Annotated in this window: 7 protein-coding genes; all 7 read right to left on the bottom strand. The window is 66.6% G+C overall.

Annotated features, from left to right (window positions below; all coding sequences use genetic code 11):
• On the bottom strand, positions 1-304 hold a 304-nt coding region (locus AC2VOK_RS12385), incomplete at its 3' end, for a YbjQ family protein (RefSeq protein ID WP_428900733.1).
• Positions 305-430: 126 nt separating this feature from the next.
• On the bottom strand, positions 431-2,977 hold the full coding sequence (clpC1, locus tag AC2VOK_RS12380; protein ID WP_428900732.1) for an ATP-dependent protease ATP-binding subunit ClpC: 2,547 nt from the start codon (positions 2,975-2,977) through the stop codon (positions 431-433).
• Positions 2,978-3,250: 273 nt separating this feature from the next.
• Positions 3,251-3,589 (bottom strand): histone-like nucleoid-structuring protein Lsr2, encoded by a 339-nt coding sequence (lsr2, locus tag AC2VOK_RS12375; protein ID WP_421531294.1) that lies wholly within the window; start codon positions 3,587-3,589, stop codon positions 3,251-3,253.
• A gap of 123 nt (positions 3,590-3,712) precedes the next feature.
• Positions 3,713-5,212 (bottom strand): lysine--tRNA ligase, encoded by a 1,500-nt coding sequence (gene lysS / locus AC2VOK_RS12370; protein WP_428900731.1) that lies wholly within the window; start codon positions 5,210-5,212, stop codon positions 3,713-3,715.
• A gap of 139 nt (positions 5,213-5,351) precedes the next feature.
• Positions 5,352-6,176 (bottom strand): type III pantothenate kinase, encoded by an 825-nt coding sequence (locus AC2VOK_RS12365; protein ID WP_428900730.1) that lies wholly within the window; start codon positions 6,174-6,176, stop codon positions 5,352-5,354.
• Positions 6,177-6,178: 2 nt separating this feature from the next.
• Positions 6,179-6,610: an aspartate 1-decarboxylase gene (gene panD / locus AC2VOK_RS12360; protein WP_428900729.1), complete on the bottom strand. Its 432-nt coding sequence runs from the start codon at positions 6,608-6,610 to the stop codon at positions 6,179-6,181.
• Positions 6,610-6,916 (bottom strand): pantoate--beta-alanine ligase (locus tag AC2VOK_RS12355; protein ID WP_428900728.1); only part of this gene is annotated, 307 nt, incomplete at its 5' end. The genes panD and AC2VOK_RS12355, both read right to left, overlap by 1 nt.

Here is a 6,916-nt window from a genome sequence, read left to right as displayed (position 1 = left end):
GCACTGCCGTGCCGTAGGCGCAGATCTCGGTCAGCCCGTCGCCGATCTCGGTGGTGTCGAACCGCATCCCGACGATCGCGTTGGCTCCGCGGTTGTGCGCCTCGGCCATGAGACGGTCCGTCGCCTGGTTGCGGCTGTCGGCGAGGTTCTTCGTCAAGCCCGCCAACTCACCGCCGAAAATGGACCTGATGCCGGCACCGGGTGGCACGATCGCGTTTCGCGACCCCACGGTCAGCCCGCACACCTCGCCGCACACCCGCTCAATCTCCCAGCCCGGGATGTCGTTCGTAGTGACGATGAGCACAGGCCCACCCCCTGGTCGCGGGAAAACGGGCGGTCACTCCCGTCACAGAGTAGTCCGATGGCGGCGACCCGCTTCGCCCGGCTCCGCCGCGGTCGCGATCGCCAGGCCGCCCGTTTGCTGCGATCGCTACTGCGTGTCGGGCCCCGTCGTGCCGGCGGTGTGGGCTCCGGCCTTCGCCAGATCCGGCTCAGGCGGCGGCTTGCGGGTACCGGTGAACGTGAACACCGCGTCCTCACCGGCGCCCTCGCCGTCCCAGTTGTCCACGTCGACGGTGACGACCTGACCGGGACCGACCTCGTCGAAGAGGATCTTCTCGGAGAGCTGGTCCTCGATCTCGCGCTGGATGGTGCGCCGCAACGGGCGCGCGCCCAGCACCGGATCGAAGCCACGCTTGGCCAGCAGCGACTTCGCCGCGTCGGTCAGCTCAAGGGCCATGTCCTTGACCTTGAGCTGGCCCGCGACCCGGCCGATCATCAGGTCGACCATCGTGATGATCTCGTCGCGGGTCAACTGGTGGAAGACGATGATGTCGTCGATGCGGTTGAGGAACTCCGGCCGGAAGTGCTTCTTGAGCTCGTCGTTGACCTTCTGCTTCATCCGCTCGTAGTCGTTGGCGCCGCCGCCCTGGGTGAACCCGAGGCCGACTGCCTTGGAAATGTCCGACGTGCCGAGGTTCGACGTGAAGATCAGGACGGTGTTCTTGAAGTCGACCGTACGGCCCTGCCCGTCGGTGAGCCGGCCGTCCTCGAGGACCTGCAACAGGCTGTTGTAGATCTCCTGGTGAGCCTTCTCGATCTCGTCGAACAGCACCACCGAGAACGGCTTGCGCCGCACCTTCTCGGTGAGCTGGCCGCCCTCCTCGTAGCCGACGTACCCCGGCGGGGCGCCGAACAGCCGCGACGCAGTGAACCGGTCGTGGAACTCGCCCATGTCGATCTGGATGAGCGCGTCGTCGTCACCGAACAGGAAGTTGGCCAGCGCCTTGGACAACTCGGTCTTGCCGACCCCGGAGGGGCCGGCGAAGATGAACGAACCCGACGGGCGCTTGGGGTCTTTCAACCCGGCGCGGGTGCGCCTGATCGCCTTGGAGACGGCCTTGACGGCGTCCTCCTGGCCGATGATCCGCTTGTGCAGCTCGTCTTCCATGCGCAGCAGTCGTGTCGTCTCGGCCTCGGTGAGCTTGAACACCGGGATGCCCGTCCAGTTGCCCAGCACCTCGGCGATCTGCTCGTCGTCCACCTCGGCGACCACGTCAAGATCACCGGAGCGCCATTGCTTTTCGCGCTCGGCCCGCTGAGTCACCAGCTGCTTCTCCCGATCGCGCAGGCTAGCGGCCTTCTCGAAGTCCTGGGCGTCGATCGCGGACTCCTTCTCCCGGCGCGCATCGGCGATCTTCTCGTCGAACTCGCGCAGGTCCGGCGGGGCGGTCATCCGGCGGATCCGCATCCGGGCGCCCGCTTCGTCGATCAGGTCGATCGCCTTGTCGGGCAGGAACCGGTCGTTGATGTAGCGGTCGGCCAGGGTGGCGGCGGCTACCACCGCCGAATCGGTGATCGACACCCGGTGGTGCGCCTCGTAGCGGTCGCGCAGACCCTTGAGGATCTCGATGGTGTGTTCGACCGTCGGCTCGCCCACCTGCACCGGCTGGAAGCGGCGCTCGAGCGCGGCGTCCTTCTCGATGTACTTGCGGTACTCGTCGAGCGTGGTGGCACCGATCGTCTGCAACTCGCCGCGGGCCAGTTTGGGCTTGAGGATCGACGCGGCGTCTATCGCGCCCTCGGCGGCGCCCGCCCCGACGAGCGTGTGCAGCTCGTCGATGAACAAGATGATGTCGCCGCGGGTGTTGATCTCCTTGAGCACCTTCTTCAGGCGTTCCTCGAAGTCACCGCGATAACGCGAGCCGGCGACCAGCGAGCCCAGGTCGAGGGTGTAGAGCTGCTTGTCCTTCAGCGTCTCGGGAACCTGGCCGTGCACGATGGCCTGCGCAAGGCCCTCGACGACGGCGGTCTTGCCGACGCCGGGCTCGCCGATCAGCACCGGGTTGTTCTTGGTGCGCCGGCTCAGCACCTGCATCACCCGCTCGATTTCCTTTTCGCGGCCGATGACGGGGTCCAGCTTGCCCTCCATCGCGGCGGCCGTCAGGTTGCGCCCGAACTGGTCGAGCACCAGCGACGTCGAAGGCGAGCCGGACTCCCCGCCGCGGCCACCGGTCCCGGCCTCCGCGGCTTCCTTTCCCTGGTAGCCGCTGAGCAGCTGTATCACCTGCTGGCGAACCCGGGTGAGCTCGGCGCCGAGCTTCACCAGCACCTGGGCTGCCACTCCCTCGCCCTCTCGGATGAGGCCCAGCAGGATGTGCTCGGTGCCGATGTAGTTGTGGCCCAGCTGCAGCGCCTCGCGCAGGCTCAGCTCCAGGACCTTCTTGGCGCGCGGCGTGAACGGGATGTGTCCCGACGGGGCCTGCTGGCCCTGGCCGATGATCTCCTCGACCTGGCTGCGGACGCCCTCGAGCGAGATGCCCAACGACTCGAGCGACTTCGCCGCGACGCCTTCACCCTCGTGAATCAAACCCAGCAGGATGTGCTCGGTGCCAATGTAGTTGTGGTTGAGCATCCGGGCCTCTTCTTGCGCCAGGACGACGACCCTGCGGGCACGGTCGGTAAATCTCTCAAACATTGGCGGCTACCTGCTCTTCCTCACCATCGGTACAACCTCACCGGCGATCCAGTGCGGTCGGCATCGCGTACCTGCCGTCCACTGTAATGGTCGGCCCGCCGGGGTTCCTAACCTTGCGGTTCCGTGACGACTCGGGCACGGCGGTCGCAACTAGGGAAACGAGACGCACGCCCGATTCGTTTCCTGCGGCCGCTCCCGACCATTTCGCCGCCAGCGAACGTGTCAAACGCCCGACGCCCGGGCAACGCGGCCCGGGCGTCGTCACGCGGCAGGTCAGGTCGCCGCGTGGAAAGCGTCGATGACGTCGGCCGGGATACGGCCGCGCGTCGAGACGTTGTGACCGTTGCGACGGGCCCATTCGCGGATTGCCGCGCTCTGTTCGCGGTCGATGGTGCCGCGGCCGCGAACCGAGCCGGGACGCCCGCGGCGCCGGCCGCCGACGCGGCGCCCGGCAGCGACCCACTGCTTCAGGTCGCCGCGCAGTTTCGCGGCATTCTTGGCCGAAAGATCGATCTCATAGGTCACCCCGTCAAGCCCGAATTCGACCGTTTCGTCGGCTGCGCCCGCACCGTCGAAATCGTCGACCAAGGTGACGGTCACTTTTTTTGCCATTTGCTTACCCTCGCGTTCCGTCCTGAACAGTTGCCGAGCGGATTGGTAAGGACCTCCCCGCCCACTAATCTGTCATAATAACGCAGCATACTCAATCGCGACGCGGGCCGTACAGCAGAACTTTCAGCTCGAGTGCGGCCGAACAATCGGGAACAAAACCGTCTCCCTAATTGTGAGCCCCGTCAAAGACATCAACAACCGATCGATCCCCATTCCGGTTCCGGTGCACGGCGGCATCGCGTACTCCAGCGCGGCGAGAAAATCTTCGTCGAGCAGCATGGCCTCGTCGTCACCGGCGGCCGCCGCGCGGGCTTGTGCCGCAAATCGCTCGCGCTGCACCACCGGATCGTTCAATTCGGAGTAGCCTGTGGCCAACTCCACTCCCCGCACGTACAGGTCCCACTTCTCGGTGACACCCGCGATACTGCGATGCTGGCGCGTCAAAGGTGTTGTCTCGACTGGAAAGTCTTTGACGAAAGTGGGCGCGGTCAGAGTGCCGCCCACCTGGTGTTCCCACAGTTCCTCGACGAGCTTACCGTGTCCGAATCCACGGTTTTCCGGAATCTCGACCCCGAGCCGGTCCGCGATCGCGGTGAGCCGTTCGACCGTAGTTTCCGGGGTGATCTCCTCACCGAGCGCCGTCGACAGCGAAGGGTACATTCGGATCGACGCCCATTCTCCGTCGATGTCGTACACACTGCCGTCGGGCAGCGGGAGTTGTCTGGTGCCGATCGCCTCGTCGGCCACCTCTTGAATAAGCTCGCGGGTAACCGCTGCCGAATCGTCGTACGTTCCATAAGCCTGGTAGGTCTCCAGCATCGAGAATTCCGGAGAATGCGTGGAATCGGATCCTTCGTTTCGGAACACCCGATTAAGTTCGAAGACCTTGTCGAAACCGCCGACCACGCAGCGCTTGAGGAAGAGTTCCGGTGCGATCCGCAGGTAGAGATCGATGTCGAGAGCATTGGAATGGGTGACGAACGGCCGGGCCGCCGCACCGCCTGCCAGCGTCTGCAACATCGGGGTTTCGACCTCGAGAAAGCCGCGCCGCTCGAGCGCGCCGCGTATCGCCCGGACCACGGCGATTCGCCGGCGGGCGACCGATCGCGCCTGCGGACGGACGATGAGGTCGACGTAGCGCTGCCGCACCCGCGACTCTTCGTTCATCTCCTTGTGCGCGACGGGCAGCGGCCGCAGCGACTTGGACGCCATCTGCCAGCGATCGGCGCGGATCGACAATTCGCCTCGGCGGGAGCTGATCACGGTGCCGTGCACGTACACGATGTCGCCGAGGTCGACGTCGGCCTTCCACGCGTCGAGCGACTCGCGGCCCACCCCGTCGAGGCTGATCATCACCTGCAGGGTGGTGCCGTCACCGTCCTGCAGGGTCGCAAAGCACAGCTTTCCGGAGTTTCGGGCGAAGATCACCCGCCCCGCGACGCCGACGACATCGTCGGTCGCGGTGTCGACCGGCAGGTCGGGGTGGGCGTCGCGGACCTCGGCCAGGGTGTGGGTGCGCGTGATGTCGACCGGGTAAGGCTCACGGCCCTGGGCCAACAGGCGGGCACGCTTGTCCCGGCGGATCCGGAACTGCTCGGGAAGGTCTGGGTCGGCGCCGCTCACGACGTGCCAGCTTAATTGACTTCCAGAGACCACCGGTTGCGGGCATCGAGCCTGCGCTGACCACGCCGAGACTGCACCCACGGCGCGAAATGACACCGGACGACTCGCTGCATGCAGGCTCGGCGCGCACGCCGGGCCCTCAGCGTGCCGTTTTCAGCCGGCCGCGCTGGGTCTCCCGGTTGCGTTCGAAGACCAATCGCAGGCCGTGCAGGGTCAGGTGCCGGTCGTAGGTAGCGGCGGTTTGCAGTTCGGGGAGCAGTAGCGGTGCGGTGTGGCCGGTGGCCACGATGGTGAACTGATCGCCCGGGTCGCCGCCGAAACCTTTCACGTCGTCACGGATGCGGGCGATCAAACCGTCGACCAGGCCGGCGAACCCGAACACCGCACCCGACTGCATGCATTCGACGGTGTTCTTGCCGATCACCGAACGGGGCCGGGACAATTCGACGCGGCGCAACGCGGCAGAGCGCGCCGCGGCGGCGTCGGAGGAAACCTGCACTCCGGGTGCGATGGCGCCGCCGAGGAACTCGCCTTTGGCCGACACCACGTCCACGCAGATCGAGGAACCGAAGTCGACGACGATGGCCGCACCCGCGTACTTCTGAAATGCCGCCAGGCAGTTGACGATCCGGTCTGCGCCCACTTCTTTGGGGTTGTCCACCAGCAGCGGGATGCCGGTGCGCACCCCGGGCTCGATGAGCACGTGGGGCACCGACGGCCAGTATTGATCCATCATGACTCGCACCTCGTGCAGCACGGACGGGACGGTGGAGAGGGCGACGGCGCCGGTCAGCCGTTCGGAGTCGTCGCCGATGAGGCCGTCGATGGTCAACGCCAATTCGTCGGCGGTGACCTCCGATTCGGTGCGGATCCGCCAGTGCTGCACCACCTTGGCGTGTTCTTTCGCGCCGGATAGCAGCCCCACGACGGTGTGGGTGTTGCGGACATCGATGGCCAGCAGCACGGTTACCGCACACCCATCCGCGGATTCAGCAGCTCGCCCGCCACCGACATTTCCAGGTCGGGCACGAAGGCCGGGTCGCTGCCCAGGTCGATCGGCTTGTTGCGGGCGTCCACGAACACGATCCGGGGCCGGTGGACACGGGCCTCCGCCGCTTCCATGGTCCCGTAGGCGATCAGGATCACCAGGTCGCCCGGGTGCACGAGATGCGCGGCGGCGCCGTTGATTCCGATCACTCCGCTGCCGCGTTCCCCGGTGATCGCGTAGGTCACCAGGCGGGCACCGTTGTCGATGTCGACGATGGTCACCTGTTCGCCCTCGAGCAGGTCTGCGGCGTCCATCAGATCGGCGTCGATCGTCACCGAGCCGACATAGTGCAGGTCGGCCTGCGTGACCGTGGCACGGTGAATCTTCGATTTCAGCATCGTCCGTAACATCAATTCCTCCACAGTGGTTGAACGTGTCGGTCCGGCCCGTCGGTGCCGGCGGAAGCTCCCAGTTCGACAGAGACGTTGTCCAGCAGCCTGGTGCCGCCCAGCCTCGCGGCGACCAGCAGCCGACCGGGCCCGCCGTCGCCAAGCGGGCCGAGGTCGGCTGCCCGCAGCTCCAGGTAGTCGACCTCGATCGCGGGCACCGCGGCCAGCACGGCGCGGGCCGCCTCCAGCGCCGCCGCAGGGCCCGCCGTCGCGGAGTGCGCGCCCGCCGTCAGCGCCGCGGACAACGTCCCGGCCAGCTCGCGCTGC

The sequence above is a fragment of the Mycobacterium sp. TH-M116 genome (assembly GCF_057473685.1).
The sequence above is the reverse complement of the archived record's forward strand: the minus strand, read 5'-3'. Positions and strand labels throughout refer to the sequence as shown.